Here is an 18,478-nt window from a genome sequence, read left to right as displayed (position 1 = left end):
TTATACCACCGTCATCATTACCAGCACTAGTAATACAGCCATGCCCAAGCCAAAGCTTGCAGCGTAACCTCGAAGTGACCCAGTTTGCGTCGCAGACAATACCTTATTACCAGCAGATGCCAGCTTAGGCAAGACGAGCCACGCTTTATCGATAGGGTCGGCTTTAAATAAGCGGCCGATGAACAAAAAGGGTTTTACAAAAATTACATCGTATAGCGCATCGAAACCTAAGCCGTGATAGCACCAGTGATATAGCGCCCCGCCGATACGCGAACGCTTAAAGCGGGTGAGCATGCGACCTTTATCCACCACATATAATAGCGCCGCTATTATTAGACCAGCCAGCATCGCACCCATGGCGATAAACTCAGCCGTATGCTTACCATGCGCTTGACCAGCGACTTCCAATAAATGCCCAACACTCTCTGGCAATACGCCTTGTAATGGCGGAGTGATAAATGCACCCACTGCCGTTGATAATACGAGCAACACACTAAGTGGCAGCCAATACGACACACCAGATAACTTATGCGCGTGCGTCTTTTCTTCACCAAAGAAGATAATCCAAATCATACGGAAGGTATAAAGTGCGGTTAAGAACGCACCAAACACACCCATATAGAATAAGACCATATGACCGGTGGCATAAGTTTCCCAAAGAATTGCTTCTTTAGAGTAAAAGCCAACGGTGACCCAGGGTATCGCTGCCAATGCACCGCCACCGACGATATAGCACCAAAATACCAACGGTATCTTTTTACGTAGACCGCCCATCTTAAAGATGTTTTGCTCATGGTGTACCGCAAGGATGACGGCACCTGATGATAAGAATAACAGGGCTTTAAAGAAAGCATGGGTCATCAAATGGAAGATAGCGCCTTGCCACGCGCCAACGCCGAGTGCTAAGAACATATAGCCAATTTGGCTCATCGTTGAGTAAGCAAGAATACGTTTGATGTCGGTTTGTGCCAGTGCACAGAATCCAGCAACGACCAACGTCAACGCCCCGACGCCGCCGACCCAATATAATAAAATACCAGGGGTCAGCTCAAACAATGGATGTAAGCGAGCGATTAAATAAACACCTGCCGTGACCATCGTTGCCGCGTGAATAAGCGCTGATACTGGCGTCGGACCTGCCATCGCATCAGCAAGCCATGTATGTAATGGCAGCTGCGCTGATTTACCCATCGCGCCGCCAACCAACATCATGGTGGTCAACATCATCGTTGGATTGTTGATATCGAACACTTCTGGTGCACGGGTAATAATCTCTTGAATATTAAGCGTACCGAATTCGCGGAATAATAAAAACAGACCGAAGGCTAAGAATACATCACCCACGCGCGTCACCGTAAACGCTTTCATCGCTGCAAGACCATTGGCGCGGTCATGGTAATAAAAACCGATCAGTAAGTACGAACAGATACCAACGCCTTCCCAGCCAAGATAAAGCAAGAACAAGTTATCTGCCAAGACTAGCAATAACATGCTGGCGACGAACAAATTCATATAGCTAAAGAAACGGGCAAATCCAGTGTCGCCTTTCATATACCAAGCAGCAAAAAGATGGATTAAAAAGCCAATCCCAGTGATGACACCCGTCATCGTCAGTGCCAAACCATCAAAGCTCAGACCGAAACTTGGGGCAAAATCTCCGACTTGGAACCATGTCCAAAGCGGAATCTCTATGACCGTTCCTGCTGGATTATTGGTTAAAAAAGTATAACTAACGATTAGCGTGCATAGTGCTGATAACAGCATACTACCGACACCGACAATCGCTGCCACCTGCTCTGTTAGCTTGTCGCGCATAAAGGCCAAAATCAAAAAGCCAACGAGCGGGAATATAAAGGTTAATGGTAATAAACTCATGACATCATCCTTTCATCTCATTGGCGCTGTCGACATCGAGATGCCCACGCTGATGATAAAACCGCAATAATATTGCCAAACCAATGGCGGCCTCTGCTGCTGCCAAGGTCAAAATAAAGATAAACATAATCTGTCCATCTGGATCAACCCAACGACTACCTGCCACCACAAATGCCAATGCTGTTGCATTCATCATGATCTCAAGGCTCATTAGCATAAATAGGAAGTTACGTCGTACCATGACGCCGCACAGACCAATGGCAAATAAGATACCTGCCAAAATCAGTCCATGGCTCATGGGTATCATGCCCAGTACATTCTGCGCCTCAGCAACAGGCTGTACTAAGCCTGCTACCTCGTGGGCAAACGGCACGTTTGACACATCTTGTGCCACGCTCGCTGCTAGTACCATTAGTCTGACTCCTTGCGCGTGACTTTATTCACACCCAGCTGCGTACCTGCATTCATACTTACATAGTCATGCGGGTCAACATCTTTATATTCGTAAGGTTCTGCCATTTTCGCCGCGTCAGCATCTATAGGCATGCCGTGATCATCGTAGTGTTTGATACTTGCGACATTAGCATTAGATCCTTGACTATCATTACTGTAGTTTGCATTAACAGTAACCTCATCAGCGATAGACTCTTTACCCAAATGATAAGCGGCGACTAAGGCTGCCAATAGTAGCAATGCAGCCACTTCTATCAACATCACATATTTAGTAAATAGCACCGTACCGACTGCTTTGGCAGATATTGTCGAGCCACCAATCATTGCCGCTTCGTCATGACCCATACCAATCATCGCATACAGCACAACCGCGATAATAATCGTTAACCCTGTCGGTAGCGCCCAAGTGCCCGCATCAAGCCAGCGCTCTTCACGCTCATCATTGCTCATACCTAAGTTCAGCATCATAATAACAAAAACAAACAGCACCATAATGGCGCCGGCATAGACGACAATCTCTAACGCACCAGCAAATGGCGCGCCTAGGACGAAAAATATCCCTGCGATTGCCAGTAATGACACAATCATCGATAAGATAGCATGCACTGGATTGGCTTGAGTCACGACGCGCAGACTGGCAAATATGGCCACTGCTGCAAGCGAATAAAACCCAGCCAGTTCAGGATGATTCAAAATATTCATCATGGTAGCAAGCTCCTTAGATCAATCGGTGCAGCTTCGTTTTGTGCTGCGCCTTTTGGTTTGTCCGCTACCGCCATACCCGTCACACGATAATAGTTATAATCAGGATATTTACCTGGCCCTGAAATGAGCAAATGCTCTTTTTCATAGACCAAGTCTTGGCGCTTATATTCACCCAACTCAAAGTCAGGCGTCATTTGAATGGCTGTCGTTGGACACGCCTCTTCACACAAGCCACAAAAAATACAGCGCGAAAAGTTAATTCGAAAAAACTCTGGATACCAACGACCGTCTTCACGTTCCGCTTTCTGTAAGGAGATACACCCTACCGGGCATGCCACCGCACACAAGTTACAAGCCACACAGCGCTCGTCTCCATCAGGGTCACGCGTTAGAACAATACGTCCACGAAAACGCGGCGGCACAGGTACCGGCACCTCAGGATAAAGGATGGTGTCACGCGGTCTGAGCGCATGACTATTGACCATCCACATGCTGCGGACAATGGTAAATAGTCCAATGACGGTCTTTTTTATGGTAGTAAACATGGGATTATTATCCTTATCAGCTTTACCCTAGTTCATCAATGATGGCTAGTGATGACTACTAGTAATGATTACAACGTTGGGGAAAAGATCAAAATGACCGCAGCAGTAACCAACAGATTAATCAGCGTTACTGGCAGACAAACTTTCCAGCCAAAGTTCATCACTTGATCATAACGCGGACGCATGAGTGAGCCTCGAGCCAAAATAAACATGGTCATAAAGAACAGCGTTTTAATCATGAACCAAAAAGCTGGTGGAATAAATGGAATATCTAAATTAAAAGGTGCAAGCCAACCACCAAAGAATAAGCACGTCATCAAGGCAGAAATCAGTACAACGTTGACATATTCGCCAATAAAGAACATACCGAACTTCATGCCAGAATATTCGACATGATAGCCTTCAGCCAGCTCTTGCTCTGCTTCTGGCTGATCAAATGGATGCCTATGCGTAACGGCAACACCAGCAACCACAAAGGTCAAAAAGCCAAAGAGCTGCGGAATGATATACCAACCATCAATTTGCGCCTCAACAATGGCGCGTAAGTTAAATGAGCCGGTCAATGCGACTACGCCCATCAGTGATAAGCCCAAGAAGACTTCATAACTGATGGTCTGTGCAGCAGAGCGCAAACCACCCAGTAGCGAGAATTTATTGGCAGAAGCCCAGCCACCGAACATGACGGCATAGACAGCAATACCTGCCATCGCAAAGAAGAACAGAATACCGATATCCCAATCAGCCACGCCAAGCGTCGGCGAGATAGGAATAATGGCAAATGAGGCCAATGCGGTAAACATCGCGACCGCAGGTGCCAACGTAAACATAAACTTATCGGTAAAGTTTGGCGTCCAATCTTCTTTAAAGAAGATTTTGAGCATATCAGCAACCAGCTGCAACGAACCAAAGGGTCCGACGCGGTTTGGACCGTAACGGTCTTGCCAGAGTGCTAGCATGCGGCGCTCATAGACAATCATCATAGCGGCAACCATAACCACGACCAAGAAGATGACCAGTGACTGCCCGACCATAAATAAAATGGACCAAGCATCAAAGCTCATGCTACCAGCCAAGAAGCTTGGCACATCAGGGATAATACGGGTAACTTGCATATTACACCTCCTGTGTGGTGGTCGGTGCTGTGTTTATTTGCGCAGCATCGTTATTGTTCATCATATCGTTAGCCATGCTACCCATCATCGTCACTGGTGCATCCACTTTGCGAACCGACGCTGGCATCGATGGGTGAATAATACTCACCTGCCCAACTGGATAACCAATACAGCCTTCTGCCAAATAACCGACAATCTGTACTGGCAAGGTAATTTGTTGCTTATCGATTTCAATCGCTAAGTAATCGCCATTAGCGATGTTCCAGTCCTTAGCATCATCCATCCCGATACGCCATGCAGCAACAGGCAGTTGCTCCGCAACCACTGGGCTACGTGACGCCATCATAGAGCTGGCATAAATATTATGGATAGGCACCAGCTTGGCTTGGCCTTGCTGCATATCCGTCGTCGTCGCAGACATGGCTTCTGGCGCAACATATTGACGTATTTCTAGACGTGCTAGCTGCTCAAACATGCGCACACCTGGGTCGCCATTTTTTAGATGACCGCCGACCTTGTCTTGATACTTGTTCCACGCTTGTGGTGAGTTCCAACCTGCCGCATTGGCAAAAGGAATCATCGAGCTTGGGGTTTCTTTACCACTATAACCTTCCATTGAGAAAGTCAAACCGGTGTCTAAATCTTTTGGCTGCATCGGCTCATGCACAGATATCGGTGCGCGCATAGCAGTACGACCTGAATAACGGCGCGGCTGACGTGCAATTTTGAGACCTGTCATACGGTAATCGGCATCAGGAGCAGCATTTTTAATACCAGCAAGCTTAGGATGCGTGGCGATCAATGCATTGATAACGTCATCTAGCTGCGTCCAATCAACATCACGACCCTCGATGCTGCTATGCACTGCATGTAACCAGCGCCAGCCCTCTTTAATACTGCTCATTGGATGGTAGTATTCGTTGTCGTAAACTTGGAAGAAACGCTGTGCACGACCTTCAGCCGATATCAACGTACCGTCTGCTTCTGCAAAGCTTGCCGCAGGTAACACAATATCGACGTCTTTATGCCAATCAAGCAACTGATGATCTAGCGCAATGACGGTTTTGTCGGCTAATAGTTGAGTCAACTTACTGGCATCAATGGCATCAGTCAGCTGATTTTCAGCGACAATCACCACATCGAAATCAGTCGCCAGTAGCTCTTCGACTGATTGACCGCCAAGCATGCAAACACCCATGCTATTGGCATCGGTAACCGTTAGGTAAATACCTGCTTGTGCCTGATATTTATTATTTACTTCTTTCAGTTCAAGTTTTTTAGCAGGAGCGCGTTCTACATTGTCTTGCGTTTCTGTATCAACACCAGTTTCAGGTTTGTTTGGTTTAGCGGATAGCTCTTTATCTTCTATTTGCGCTTGCTCATCACGGACTTGAGCATTATACGTGTCCACTTGCTGCTGTTCAGTCGATTTAATGGCTGAGCGTTTTTGGGTCAATGCTTGAGTAATCTGCGCCGCTGCTTCGATCAATGCGGTAGAAGATAAGCTACTACCCGAGATAACCAATGGCTTGTCCGCTTGAATCAAGTCATAAGCAATTTGCTTCGCTAATGCTTGCATACCGTCAGTCTCAGTACTGGCATTAGTACTAGTAGCAGTATCGACATATTGCTCAGCTGCTTGTGGATCTGCGATTTCTGCTAAATCATCAGCGAAATTGGTAATCTCATCAGCGACTTTAAAGCCAAGTTTAGTGATGTCTTCAGGCGTTGCAACCACACTCACTTTACTGATGTCTTCTAGCTTAGTTTGCGTTACATCGATGACATAAACTGGGCTTAGCGCATCTTGTGCAATACGCTTGACCGGCTCAGCAAGCCAAGGTTGCGTTTGCAACGCCGCTGCCATTTTCAGGCCTTCGTTTTTTGCCGCCTGGCGTACTGACAGCGCAACACGTGATGAGGTTTGAGTGATATCTTCACCCAATACCAATACCGCATCATAACTTTCGATATCAGTCATGCTTGGGTTATAAATGCCATCAGTACTCAATACTTCGATGCATTTATTAACCAATGCTTGCTGCTGATGATTCAAACCTGTTGAGAAGTTATCAAAGCCAACGAGGTTTTTTAGTGCAAAGTTGGTTTCTAAACTGGCACGCGGTGAGCCAATACCGATGACTTTTTTGTCTTTGATACGCTTAATAGTTTCATCGAGTGCGTAGTCAATATTGATTTTGACATGCTTATCGTTGATACGCTCAAGCGCTTGCGTTGGGCGATCGTCACGATTGACATAGCCATAACCAAAGCGGCCACGATCACATAAGAAATAGCGGTTTACTTCACCGTTATAGCGGTTTTCAATACGGCGTAATTCACCATAACGCTCACCCGGTGAGATGTTACAACCTGCTGAGCAACCATGACAGATGCTTGGCGCATACTGCATGTCCCATTTACGGTTGTAGCGCTCAGAGTGCGTTTTATCCGTAAACACACCCGTTGGGCATACTTCCGTTAAGTTGCCTGAGAATTCGCTTTCGAACTGACCATCTTTATCACGGCCAAAGTAAACGCGATTGTTTGAGCCATAAACACCCAAATCTTCGCCGCCTGCATAGTCTTTATAAAAACGGACACAGCGATAGCAAGCGATACAGCGGTTCATCTCATGCGCGATGAATGGGCCAAGCTCTTGGTTATGATGCGTGCGTTTGGTAAAGCGATAACGACGACGGCTATGACCTGACATATACGTCATGTCTTGCAAATGGCAATGTCCGCCCTCTTCACAGGTTGGACAATCATGTGGATGGTTGGTCATCAGTAGCTCAACCATCGACTTGCGAAACGCTTTGGCTTCATCGTCAGTGACAGAGATATACATGTCATCGCCAGGAGCGACCATACATGACATCACAAGACGGCCGCGACCTGCTTCCATATCTTCTTTGTTTTGGAATTGCTTGACCGCGCACTGGCGGCACGACCCTACTGAGCCAAGGGCTGGATGATAACAAAAATACGGCACATCAATGCCGAGTGATAAGCAGGCTTGTAGCAAGTTATCTGCGCTATCTACTTCGACAGTGGTTCCATCGATATGTATGACTGCCATGCCGCTCTCCTTATTTCACTTCTGGCTGTTGATTGGCTGCCGCATCAATGACATCGACACCAACCGCCTGCGCGATTTTTTGATCAAACTCTGGACGGAAATATTTAATCGCACTCATCAGTGGTTCCATCGCACCCGGCGCATGTGCACAGAAAGTTTTACCAATCCATAAGTCACGCGTAAGGCCCTCTAGTTTTTCTACATCGCCCACTTGCCCTTCGCCATCGTTGATAGCGGTAAGCAATTTGACACCCCAAGGCAGACCGTCACGGCATGGCGTACACCAACCGCAGGATTCGCGTTGGAAGAAAATCTCGAGATTACGAACGAGTGGCACCATATCTTGTGCTTCATCCACCACCATAATTAGCCCAGTACCCATACGGCTACCTGCTTTTTGAATGCTGTCAAAATCCACCACCACATCTAAATGTTCAGTGGTTAAAAAGTCAGTAGAAGCACCGCCCGGTAGCCAAGCTTTCAGTGTTTTGCCTGCTTGCATACCACCCGCTAAATCTTCAATGATTTCGCGTGCCGTATAACCAAACGGTAACTCCCACAGACCTGGGTCATTGACTAAACCTGAGCAGCCAAACAGTTTGGTACCCGGTGTCTGGCTCTTGCCTTTGATGTTAGATAATGACTGATACCATTCAACACCATGGTTTAGGATGGCTGGCATGTTACACAAGGTTTCAACGTTGTTGACAACGGTTGGACGACCCCATGCACCAGAAATTTGTGGAAACGGTGGTTTGGTACGTGGATTAGCACGGCGACCTTCTAAGCAATTAATCAATGCGGTTTCTTCACCGCAAATATAACGTCCAGCGCCAGTATGCACATGCAGATTAAAACTAAAATCTGAGCCTAAAATATTCTTGCCCATGAGATTGTTAGCCAAGCATTCTTCGATGGCAGTGACCAGACGCTGGGCGGCTAAGATATATTCACCACGGATAAAGATATACCCGTCAGTTGCACCAATCGCATGAGCGGTAATCAACATACCTTCAATCAGCTGAAACGGTAGGCGCTCCATTAATAGACGGTCTTTAAAGGTGCCCGGCTCCATTTCATCTGCATTACAGATGAGATAACGTGGTAGACCATCTGGCGGTGACATAAATGTCCACTTGAGACCAGCATTGAAACCTGCACCGCCGCGACCTCTGACGTTGGCAGCTTTAATCATGTCACCGACTGCTTTAGGCGATTGACCCAAAGCTTGCTTTAAGCCATCAAAGCCTTTTAAAGACTCATAGGTGGTCAAATCTAGTACGGCATCATGATGTGCTAGACGCCATGTTAATGGTTTGGTTTCGCTAGTCGCTGTGGCTTTATCGCCATAAATTGGAATGCGCTGCTCATTAAGCTGGCTAGGTGCTTTGCCTTGACTACGTTGAGCAATCTGCTCTGAAAGCGTTAATCTCATGCGTATAGCTCCAATAATTGCGTGACTTCTTCAGGCTGAACAGGACCATACGTGTCTTCGTCAATCAACACAGCAGGGCCTTTGTCACAGTTACCTAAGCAGCAAATTGGCAATAGCGTAAAACGACCATCAGCCGTTGTCTGACCATACTCAATACCCAGCTGCGATCTGATTTCAGACGATAACGCCTCATAGCCTGTCAAAAAACAAGCCACTGAATCACAGATAAGGATGACGTGGCGACCGACAGGCTGACGATAAATACGGTTAAAGAAAGTAGCAACCCCGTCCATATCTGACATCGGAATGTCTAGAATATTGGCAATGGCATTCACTTGTGCGTCATCGACCCAGCCGTTGCGCTTTTGCACAATCTTTAGCGCATCGAGCGAAGCAGCACGTGCTTGTGGGTAATGGTGCATAAACTCATGAATAGCCGCAATTTCCTCGCTAGTGAGAATGCTTGCCACATCTACTTTTGGCATTTTGTCGGAAACAATTTTCATAGTCTTCTATCTGTCCTCACTCATCACGCTTTATCAGCTAATAGCGACAGTCTTATAAGTGTCGCTATATGGCAAGATATCAGCATTTTGGTGTGCCATTTGGCAATGATATATTGATAAACGTATTTCTTTAATAACGATAATTTTCTGATCAAAGCATTAGACTAAAGTGCTAGCGATCACAGTACTAACGATCACAGTCAGCCATTACAATATCAATCGATGCCAAATACATGATGGCATCAGAGACGAGCGAGCCATTAATCACCGATGGCATCTGCTGCAAATGCGCAAATGTCGGCGTACGAATACGGGTACGATAGCTCATCGTCGCCTTATCTGAGGTGATGTAATAGCTGTTCAAACCTTTGGTCGCTTCTACAATCGTCGTACACTCGCCCGCTGGCATCACCGGACCCCAAGATACTGAGATAAAGTGATTAATCAAGGTTTCAATATCGTTTAAGGTACGGTCTTTTGGCGGTGGTACCGCTAGTGGATGATCGGCTTTGTAAGGGCCTTGTGGCATGTTATCCATGCACTGGCGAATAATACGTAGCGACTGACGCATCTCTTCGACTTTGACCATACAGCGATCATAAGCGTCACCGTTATAACCGACTGGCACTTCAAAATCGTAATTTTCATAGCCCATGTATGGACGTGCTTTACGCAAATCAAAGTCAACGCCTGTCGCGCGCAGACCAGCGCCCGTCACGCCCCAAGCAAGTGCTTGCTTAGCATTGTACTGAGCAACACCTTGGGTACGACCTTTGAGCACGCTATTTTGCAATGCCGCTTTGACATATTCGTCCAAGCGTTTTGGCATCCAATCTAAGAACTCACGAACCAGACGCTGCCAGCCACGTGGTAGATCAGCAGCAGTACCGCCGATACGGAACCAAGCGGGATGCATACGATAGCCAGTCACGGCTTCGATGACGTCATAGGCTTTTTGGCGATCGGTAAACATATAGAATACCGGGGTCATGCCGCCCGCATCCTGAATAAACGTACCGACGAACAGTAAGTTATTGGTGATACGGAAAAACTCACTCATCATCACACGAATGGTTTCAGCGCGCGGTGGAATCTTAATTCCTGCAAGCTTTTCGACCGACATGATGTACGGTAGCTCATTCATCACACCGCCGAGATAATCGATACGGTCGGTATAAGGAATAAATGAGTGCCAAGTTTGACGCTCAGCCATTTTTTCTGCACCGCGATGGTGATAGCCGATATCAGGGATACAATCGACGACTTCTTCGCCATCAAGCTGTAAGACTAAACGGAATGCACCGTGAGCAGATGGATGGTTAGGACCGATGTTCAAGAACATAAAATCTTCATCACGGCCTGAACGCTTCATGCCCCACTCTTCTGGGACAAAACGCAGGTTTTCTTGCTCGTATTGCTGCTTGGCGGTGTTCAAGAAGTACGGAGTAAATTCAGTCGCACGCGCATGATACTCTTTACGCAGTGGATGACCTTCCCAATATTTTGGTAATAAGATACGGGTCAAATGCGGATGACCGGTAAAGACAATACCGAACATGTCCCATACTTCGCGCTCATACCAGTTGGCATTTGGCCAAATATTAGTGGCGCTCGGTACATTGACATCGTCTTCACTCAGCGCGACTTTAATACGCACATCACTATTACGCTCAAGCGACATTAGGTGATAAAACACTGTAAAGTCACTGTCAGGCAACCCTTGGCGATGCTGACGCAGACGCTCATCTATCGCTGACAAGTCAAATAGCATGACGTATGGCTGGGGTAATTTACGCAAGAATAAAAGAACGTCGAGCAAATCAGCACGTGCCACCCAAACCGTTGGAATCTCATCCACAGTGTGCTGCACGACAAACTTACCGGCATACTTCTGCTCCAGCTCGGTGATAACCGCTGGAATAGGCTTAATATTAGGATCTATGTTTTCAACTACCGTGACCATGAATGATGTATTCCTTCATTAATCATCATTGAGCTATGTTGAGCCTAACCGAGCTATGTTAATCATAACTGAACCATGTTAATCATAACTGAACTACGCTAAACATAAGCGAACTACGATGAATATATGCGTACTGAGCACTTTTACGGATTGTGTATGATTGAGCCAAACTAAAACATGATATAACCAAATAATTTATGCCTAATATGCTATTTATCAAATGCAGTTTGGCTACAGGCTCGCTGATTAAATACTGTCTGGACTACGCAAGTTTTTCACAGCGATACGATCTGCTTGCTTACGGTCACGCTCAGGCGTCATTTGTGGCTGATAGATACCCTGATCATTGACATGGATACCTAGCGGGCGACGCTCTTTAGTAATCGACTCTTGCAGCAACATCAAGCCTTGGATCAACGCTTCTGGACGCGGCGGACAACCGGGCACATAGACATCAACAGGGATAATTTTGTCCACGCCTTGCACGACCGAATAGATATCATACATACCACCCGAGTTAGCACAGGCACCCATCGAGATAACCCATTTTGGCTCAAGCATTTGCTCATAGAGGCGCTGAATAACCGGTGCCATTTTGACAAAACAAGTACCAGCAACGATCATCACATCCGCCTGACGGGGTGATGCGCGAATAACTTCGGCACCAAAACGTGACAAATCATGAACGGCGGTTAAGGTAGTGGCATATTCGACGTAACAGCAAGAGGTACCAAAGTTAAATGGCCAAAGTGAGTGCTTGCGCCCCCAGTTTGCTGTTGAATGGACAAGGTCTTCGAGACGACCCATAAAGACGTTTTTATTCACTTCGTCTTCGATTGGATCATTGACCGTTTGGCTGGTCTGTGCAGGATAGACATCTGCATCAGGGTTGGCTTTTGTTAATGTGTATTTCATAACATACAACCTTTATATTAGGCGAAGCGCAGCAATCATCTTGCTTCCGCTATCCCCTTAACTTCTATTATTAATAAGCGACCATTTTGCAGTAACGTGCCACAAGACCGTCAAAAGCGATTAGCGTTTGACTTTGTCTTGTTGCGCAGATGTAGCAAAATCCATGGAAGTCACATTACCAGTAGTATTAATATGATCGATATTTTGCAAGTGACGACGGTTGGTCTCGATATTGTTCGAGACATTAATCTGCCCTGAAGACTGGGCTGGTATCTTGCCAGTTGGATCGACCATCAGCTCATCGACGCCATCAAACTGCGTAATATCTGCCAAATTAAAACCTGCCGGAGCTGCATATAGACGTGGTTGCTTGCGGCGCTTGTCCGATGGTGCCCAATTCATCGCACCCAGACTGAGCTCGTATACCAAGCCTATGATCAAGATGGTAATGAATATCGCGGCTGCGGCAAAGCCCAGCCAGCCTGCTTCACGTACTGAAACGGCATAAGCGTATAAATATAGCGCTTCTAAATCAAAGATAACGAAGAAGATTGCCACCAAATAGAATTGGGCAGACAAACGAATACGGGCGTTGCCAGCTCCGACAACACCCGCTTCAAATACTTCTTCTTTTTGTGAGCCCTGAGAGCGACCGCCAAGCAAACGCGGCACAACCAGCATAAAGACCACTAGCCCAATGGCGGCTAAGATAAAAGCAATGGCTGACCAATTAAAAGCAGACATGATAATACGTGCTCCTCACCCAATCGAGTGTCAAGCTCAGCGCACATACTCACAAACTATAGAGTGGTAATAGCGACTGGCATAACGCAGACGAAAACACAAAGTAACTGCCATTGGGTCTTAATAACTCAATGGCTCATATAGATACTGTGCTGGTAATAACCAATTATCAAGCTTATTGACGACGATGTCAGACATGACCAACTATAGATACTCCGATGTATAACGGAGAAAGGCTGGTCGCCTAACGCATCTTCTAACAACGTAAGATCAACGTATTAAATCAATATCATATTCGATAGTTTATTTAATTGATTTAATAGCTCATTACACGTGGTCAACAATGACGAGACAACTGGCATAAATTATTTACGTACTATACGCATATCAGTGCCTAAAAGCTAGTTTTTAACTGTATTGAACGGTCACTTTATAGGTGAAAGAAACATGTTTTTTTTGCCATGAATTATGATATAGACGTTACCTTATATTAAGCCCAAATCCACATTTTTGAATGGACGCTAGTATATATAGTATAAGTCACGAAAAATTAACGCTTTTTTACTGGGTGCCGATCCTTGAACTCCTCCCCAATGTGACGGTTTTTGCTTTATAATAACCCGCCTAATTGCATGGTAGTATCAGCGGCTGTTTTAACGATGGCTCTCTTGATTAATTGTCACAAAATATTAATGGTCATGAGCGTGATTAGCGGATAGGTTGATTAACCTTATCGACGCCATGTTTTGATATCGAAATGATGCAACCAACTATAATGCTATGTTGCCATTTTGCGCTATCGATCTGCCTCATACGTGCTGTTTTTATCTCACTGAGCAACGCTTGATATCAACACTCGCCTTTTTTGCTTTCTTTTTGCTTTTGTCTTACAGGTCACCTTATGAGTCAACTTAATCCCAAACAACAAGAAGCGATGCTTTACGTATCCGGTCCATTGCTTGTGCTAGCAGGTGCCGGCTCCGGTAAGACATCGGTGATTACCCGCAAGATTGCGTATCTAATCGAAGAATGCAACATGCCAGCCGAGCGTATCACCGCGGTGACCTTTACCAATAAAGCGGCGCGCGAGATGAAAGCCCGTGTCAGTAAATTGCTGCCGAGTGAAAAAACTCGCGGGCTGACGGTGTCTACCTTTCACCAATTTGGGCTACAGTTTTTGCGCTATGAGCTGATTCATACCCCGCTCAAAGGTAACTTCTCCATCATGGACAGTGACGACAGTAAGCGTTTGCTGATGGAGCTGATGATGCGTGATAATTTAAGCGGCGCTGAAAGTCGTGAATTGGTCGGCAAAGCCATTAAAATGATTTCTGACTGGAAAAACGACCTAATTGCACCAGATAAGGCGATGGAAACCTTAGACGATCCAGAAGACATGATCTTCGCGACCCTCTATGCCTTATATGAGCGCAATTTGCGTGCTTATAACGCCGTTGATTTTGATGATTTGATTGTCCTGCCGACCAAGATATTACGTGAAAACAGAGAGCTGCGCGATAAATGGCAAAACCGTATTCGTTACTTGCTGGTCGATGAATATCAAGATACCAACACCGCCCAGTATGAGATGATTAAATACTTAGTCGGACCGCAAGGGCGTTTTACCGTCGTGGGCGATGACGATCAATCTATCTATGCGTGGCGCGGGGCAAAACCTGAAAACATGGCGCTACTCAAAGAAGATTTCCCAAAACTCAAAATCGTCATGCTTGAGCAAAACTATCGCTCGACCACGCGTATTTTGACCTCTGCCAATGCCGTTATTACCAATAACGAGCATTTATTTGAAAAGAAACTCTGGTCAGATAAAGGTCAAGGTGAAAAAATTCGCATTATTAACTGTCGTAATGATGATGATGAGTCTGAGCGTGTGGCAAAAGAGATTGTCACTCATAAACTGCGTTTCGGTAATGAGTGGGAGCAGTATGCGGTTCTATATCGCAGTAACTTTCAGGCGCGCATGCTAGAGGCGCAGTTGCGTCAACTGCAAGTGCCTTATAAATTATCTGGCGGTCAGTCGTTCTTTGCGCGTAGTGAAATCAAAGACATCATGGGCTACCTACGTTTGATTCTGAACCCTGAAGACGACAGTGCGTTTTTACGTATTATTAATACGCCTAAGCGTGGAATGGGGCCAGCAACGCTAGAGAAGTTAGGCTTATTTTCACAAGAGCATAGCATCTCGCTACTCGCTTCTTGTACGCATGCAGGGCTCGCGCATGTTTTGCCATCGAAGGCTTATGGTACGATAAAGGAGTTCGGTGAGTTTATTGAACATTATACGCGTGAGCTGGATCAGCATCCTGACCCTGTGCCTATCGTCCGTCAAATGATTGATGAAACGGGTTATATCGACTTTGTGCGTAGCGACGCTAAAACCCCGCAACAAGAAAAAAACCGTATCGATAATATTGATATGCTCTACACTAGTATTCAATCACTGATTAATCGGGCCGAAGAAGACGAAGACCGCACTATTGATACCATCATTCGTAAGCTGGTGTTGCTGGATATGCTCGAGCAACAGCAAGAAGAAGAAAATACCAACAAGGTTAACTTGATGACCTTGCATGCAGCAAAAGGTTTGGAATTTGATTTTGTGTATATCATGGGGCTTGAGGAAGAAATGCTACCGCACCGCAATTCCATCCTAAGCGAGACGGTCGAAGAAGAACGGCGCTTGATGTATGTGGGCATTACTCGTGCGCGTCGAGAGCTGACATTGACGCTAGCGACTCAGCGCCGTGCGGGCGGTCAGATGCGTGTCACTTCTGAATCGCGCTTTTTAGATGAGTTACCAGAAGAGCATATCGACTGGCCAGCCAAGGCGAAAAAGAAAAAAGCGACTAAAGACCCTGAGGCCGTTGCTGATGAATACTTGGCTAATATTCGCGCTTTATTGGGTAATCGTTAGCGTTAGGCTCAACGCTTGAGAGCATCACCAGTTAGCGACATGAGAAATTAGCACTTATTCGACATTTTAGTGTTTGTTATTATTTATACTTTCTAAAAACTTTGGAACCTATATGCCTACCCCTATGCCTGATCAGGAACGACCATCTACGCTACAGGGAGATTACAATCCAGCAGAGTATAGCGGCGAATATAAGCTTCTATACCTGCAAAGTTTGGTTGCTGACAAGGCATACGAGGCGATTACTGAGTTTTTAGAAAAGCAGTCCAAATATGAGATTGCTAGCCTATTAGAATCGTTCCCTAGCCAAAATCGCTTATTGATTTGGGCACAAGTACCAGAAAACATCAAAGGCGAAGTACTTGCCGAGTTAGAGTTTGATACACGCCAGCCGCTGTTAGAAAACGTCTCATCGAAAGACATTTCCTTATTTACCCAAGACCTTGATGCGCAAGACATCTCTGAGATTTTAGACACCGTCACCGAAAGTGTGCGTACTTCGGTGATGGCAACCTTGGATGAAGACATCCGAGTGCAGGTCAATAAGCTCGATACCTATGCTGACTGGGAAGTCGGGCGTTACATGGATCCTGACCTCATTCAGATTAGGGATGATATCACTCTTGCAGAAGTACAGAACTGGCTACGAGAAAATGACGATTTGCTCGATGATGAAAGCCAAGAGCTGCTGGTCGTCGATCAAAGCCAACAATTACTCGGGCTGCTCAGTCTGGTCGATTTGATTAAACACGATCAAACTACTTTAGTCTCAGAATTGATTGATAACGCCATCACCATTAATGATCGCTTAGACATCCAAGATGCCGCGGCGATTTTCCGCTCAGAGGACATTCGTTTTGCCCCCGTTATTAATAGCCACGGTGAATTGGTCGGTCAGTTAAATGGCGAGGACATCATGAAAATTATCCAAGATGATGTCGATAGCACCATGAAAAACCTCGCGGGTGTCAGCCAAGATGAAGAACTGTTTGCTCCTATTTTGACCAGTGCCAAAAGCCGCAGTATTTGGCTAGGCATTAACTTGTGTACCGCCTTATTGGCTGCCGCTGTGATTGGTCAGTTCGAGGCGGTACTGGCAAAAGTGGTGGCGCTGGCGATACTCATGCCTGTGGTCGCGAGTATGGGCGGTATTGCTGGGTCGCAGACATTAACTGTCGTCATTCGCGGTATGGCGATGGGTCAAATCGGTGGTTCCAACCGTTTGTGGTTATTAAATAAAGAGCTGTGGGTTGGCGCGATAAACGGTATCATATGGGCGATAATCATGGCGATTATTGCCCAATTATGGTTTCATGACATTAAAATCAGTGCCGTCATTGGTTTTGCCATTGCCATCAATATGACTGCTGCTAACGTTTCGGGCATTAGTATTCCACTGCTCCTAAAACGCATGAATATTGACCCTGCCCTATCCGCCTCGGTTATTTTAACCACCGTGACAGATATCGTCGGCTTTATGTCATTCTTGGGTTTGGCGAGTGTGTTGATACTATAATCACATAGCCAACGTTAAAACTATATTATTTACAAGCAATATTATTTAGAAATTATCTTATTTAGAAATTATCTTATTTAGAAACAATATTATTTAGAAACAATATTATTTAGAAACTATCCAACCGTTAAGTGAGTGCGTTATGCAAGCTGTACAAGTTAAAGTATTAAACCCTAAAATTACTGAAGATAAAGCCTTCTCGTTACCGACACGCGCCACTGATGGCAGCGCTGGTATCGACTTGCGCGCTTGTATTGATGAGCCATTGACGATTAAAGCCGGTGCCACGCATTTAATTGGTACTGGTTTGGCGGTTTATATCCAAGACCCTAACTTTGCAGGGATGATTTTACCGCGCTCAGGTCTTGGTCATAAGCACGGTATCGTCTTGGGTAATTTGGTTGGCTTGATTGATGCCGATTATCAAGGTGAGCTGATGGTCAGTATTTGGAATCGTAGTAATGAAGACTTTGTGTTGAATCCTGCGGAACGTATGGCACAATATGTCGTCGTACCCGTTGCCCGCCCTGAGTTTGAAGTGGTATCAGAATTTAGTGATACCAGTGCACGCGGTGCAGGCGGCTTTGGACATTCAGGCCGCCAATAATTAGTTATCATTACTGATTTGCCATTTTAATTGTACTTTAGTCATCACAAAATCACCATCACGTGAATCACGCCATAAGGAGAGT

Annotated in this window: 14 protein-coding genes; 3 read left to right on the top strand and 11 right to left on the bottom strand. The window is 45.8% G+C overall.

The genetic code is table 11. The features are described from left to right. From nuoL to ndhC, 11 genes are all read right to left on the bottom strand, one after another. Entirely contained in the window at window positions 1-1,875 is a 1,875-nt protein-coding gene (gene nuoL / locus ACP69U_RS05435; protein WP_426138042.1) for an NADH-quinone oxidoreductase subunit L, read from the bottom strand. 4 nt (window positions 1,876-1,879) lie between these two features. After that, window positions 1,880-2,188, bottom strand: a complete 309-nt coding sequence (gene nuoK, locus ACP69U_RS05430; protein WP_045445153.1) for an NADH-quinone oxidoreductase subunit NuoK — start codon at window positions 2,186-2,188, stop codon at window positions 1,880-1,882. Window positions 2,189-2,286: 98 nt separating this feature from the next. Continuing rightward, window positions 2,287-3,033 carry an NADH-quinone oxidoreductase subunit J gene (gene nuoJ / locus ACP69U_RS05425; protein ID WP_426138041.1) on the bottom strand — a complete coding sequence of 249 codons (747 nt, stop codon included), beginning with the start codon at window positions 3,031-3,033 and terminating at the stop codon, window positions 2,287-2,289. Then, a complete protein-coding gene (gene nuoI, locus ACP69U_RS05420; protein WP_045444743.1) occupies window positions 3,030-3,578 on the bottom strand; it encodes an NADH-quinone oxidoreductase subunit NuoI in 549 nt (182 codons plus the stop codon). Before nuoI ends, nuoJ begins: the two co-directional genes overlap by 4 nt. Before the next feature lie 68 nt (window positions 3,579-3,646). Next, a complete protein-coding gene (gene nuoH / locus ACP69U_RS05415) occupies window positions 3,647-4,639 on the bottom strand; it encodes an NADH-quinone oxidoreductase subunit NuoH (RefSeq protein WP_426138145.1) in 993 nt (330 codons plus the stop codon). A 52-nt stretch (window positions 4,640-4,691) separates the two neighbouring features. Next, the gene (gene nuoG / locus ACP69U_RS05410; protein ID WP_426138040.1) at window positions 4,692-7,772 is read right to left on the bottom strand and encodes an NADH-quinone oxidoreductase subunit NuoG; all 3,081 of its coding nucleotides are present in this window, start codon (window positions 7,770-7,772) and stop codon (window positions 4,692-4,694) included. Window positions 7,773-7,782: 10 nt separating this feature from the next. After that, complete coding sequence (gene nuoF, locus ACP69U_RS05405; RefSeq protein WP_426138039.1) at window positions 7,783-9,207, bottom strand: NADH-quinone oxidoreductase subunit NuoF; 1,425 nt, start codon at window positions 9,205-9,207, stop codon at window positions 7,783-7,785. After that, a complete protein-coding gene (nuoE, locus tag ACP69U_RS05400; RefSeq protein WP_109592522.1) occupies window positions 9,204-9,713 on the bottom strand; it encodes an NADH-quinone oxidoreductase subunit NuoE in 510 nt (169 codons plus the stop codon). Before nuoE ends, nuoF begins: the two co-directional genes overlap by 4 nt. Before the next feature lie 187 nt (window positions 9,714-9,900). Further along, complete coding sequence (nuoC, locus tag ACP69U_RS05395; RefSeq protein ID WP_426138038.1) at window positions 9,901-11,676, bottom strand: NADH-quinone oxidoreductase subunit C/D; 1,776 nt, start codon at window positions 11,674-11,676, stop codon at window positions 9,901-9,903. A gap of 246 nt (window positions 11,677-11,922) precedes the next feature. Further along, window positions 11,923-12,591 (bottom strand): NuoB/complex I 20 kDa subunit family protein, encoded by a 669-nt coding sequence (locus tag ACP69U_RS05390; RefSeq protein ID WP_025653094.1) that lies wholly within the window; start codon window positions 12,589-12,591, stop codon window positions 11,923-11,925. A 120-nt stretch (window positions 12,592-12,711) separates the two neighbouring features. After that, entirely contained in the window at window positions 12,712-13,335 is a 624-nt protein-coding gene (gene ndhC, locus ACP69U_RS05385) for an NADH-quinone oxidoreductase subunit A (protein WP_426138037.1), read from the bottom strand. A gap of 901 nt (window positions 13,336-14,236) precedes the next feature. Between ndhC and ACP69U_RS05380 the strand changes: the two genes are divergently transcribed. The 3 genes from ACP69U_RS05380 to dut all read left to right on the top strand — a co-directional run bounded on the left by ACP69U_RS05380 (window position 14,237) and on the right by dut (window position 18,393). Then, complete coding sequence (locus tag ACP69U_RS05380) at window positions 14,237-16,270, top strand: UvrD-helicase domain-containing protein (protein ID WP_426138036.1); 2,034 nt, start codon at window positions 14,237-14,239, stop codon at window positions 16,268-16,270. Between the two features lie 112 nt (window positions 16,271-16,382). Next, window positions 16,383-17,786, top strand: coding sequence for a magnesium transporter (gene mgtE / locus ACP69U_RS05375; RefSeq protein ID WP_426138035.1), 1,404 nt, complete (start codon window positions 16,383-16,385; stop codon window positions 17,784-17,786). 142 nt (window positions 17,787-17,928) lie between these two features. Next, complete coding sequence (dut, locus tag ACP69U_RS05370) at window positions 17,929-18,393, top strand: dUTP diphosphatase (protein WP_045444733.1); 465 nt, start codon at window positions 17,929-17,931, stop codon at window positions 18,391-18,393. Window positions 18,394-18,478: the final 85 nt, after the last annotated feature.

The sequence above is a fragment of the Psychrobacter sp. TWR1-1-1 genome (genome assembly GCF_049895865.1).
GTDB classification, from domain to species: domain Bacteria; phylum Pseudomonadota; class Gammaproteobacteria; order Pseudomonadales; family Moraxellaceae; genus Psychrobacter; species Psychrobacter immobilis_A.
This window is presented reverse-complemented; position numbering and strand designations above follow the sequence as displayed.